The following is a 1,104-nucleotide window of genomic DNA, read 5'->3' as shown; positions in this document are numbered from 1 at the left end:
ACATTTTTATCCCTAGAACAATTTGGTGAATAATAAAGATCATCAGAAATTCCAATTGGTTATTGGTTGTTTCTGATGATTTTTTAGGCATTTACACAGATTCTTCTGAGGTATGAATAATTTGGGTTTCTTTTTCGAATCAAAAGATGAGAGGGAAAACTCTCAGATTTTATAAGGTTTGCCGAGGAAAAAGTAGGGTGCCATCATGAGGTAAGGGGAACTTGAGTCACCCTGTCTATTCCGAGGACAGAAAAAGGAGTTTTATGAAAACAGCAATTTTAGTCGATGGTGGTTATTACCGTAAGCGGAGTAATCTGGCCTTTGGTTCGGAGGATCCAGCCCAGTCAGCCCAGCGTTTGTATAAATATTGTACTCGCCATCTCAAGGAGTCTTGTTATCAGGCAGAGGTGCGGCATGACCTTTATCGTATTTTCTATTATGATTGTCCCCCTTTGCAAGCAAGCCTACTCAATCCTTTCGGAGATCGAGTTATTGACTACAGTAGGAGTGACACGCTACGATGGACTGAAGAATTTTTTGTAGAGTTGAGTCGCAAGCGGCGCGTGGCCTTGCGCATGGGTGAACTCTCAGAGAATAAACCGCTCTATACTTTACGGGAAGAGGCTTTACAAGACCTCTTGTCTGGTCAACGAAGAGTAGATCAACTTCAAGAAGCCGATTTTCGTCTCAACCTCCAGCAGAAGGGAACCGATATCCGTATCGGCTTAGATATCTCCTCTCTAGCCTATAAGCAACAAGTGGACCGTATTATCCTCATTGCTGGCGATAGTGACTTTGTTCCCGCCGCCAAATTGGCCCGACGTGAGGGCATTGATTTTATCCTTGATCCGTTAGGTGGACCAATCAAGGATAATCTCAGTCTTCATATTGACGGACTCCGGACAATTGACACAGCTTACTTAGGACACTAAGAGAGGACAAAAGGCAGCTTTCACCCGTTTGGAAGCTGCCTTTTGCAGTACGACGGGCATGTCGTACATCTGAGGTGTAAGTCCTCTGTGGGCACCTGCTACCGGTGAACCCAATAGCGAATCCCAAGCCTGACTATCGTGAGGTAGCGGGGAGAGGAAGGGATAGCGAAAT

General features: G+C 45.0%; 2 protein-coding genes. One reads left to right on the top strand and one right to left on the bottom strand.

Going from position 1 to position 1,104, the window contains the following annotated elements; genetic code table 11:
- Positions 1–263 precede the first annotated feature (263 nt).
- On the top strand, positions 264–932 hold the full coding sequence (locus E4T71_RS08640) for an NYN domain-containing protein (protein WP_135038922.1): 669 nt from the start codon (positions 264–266) through the stop codon (positions 930–932).
- Here the strand turns inward: E4T71_RS08640 and E4T71_RS10090 are convergent.
- Positions 921–1,104 (bottom strand): hypothetical protein (locus tag E4T71_RS10090; RefSeq protein ID WP_209304481.1); only part of this gene is annotated, 184 nt, incomplete at its 5' end. The genes E4T71_RS08640 and E4T71_RS10090 overlap by 12 nt on opposite strands.

The organism is Streptococcus sp. WM07 (assembly GCF_004570525.1).
Taxonomy (GTDB): domain Bacteria; phylum Bacillota; class Bacilli; order Lactobacillales; family Streptococcaceae; genus Streptococcus.
Note: the sequence above shows the minus strand (reverse complement) of the source record. Positions and strands in the feature narration are given on the sequence as shown.

Excerpts from the sequence above, each read along its gene's own strand:
- E4T71_RS08640 (WP_135038922.1), top strand. The coding sequence starts at position 264 with ATGAAAACAGCAATTTTAGTCGATGGTGGTTATTACCGTAAGCGGAGT.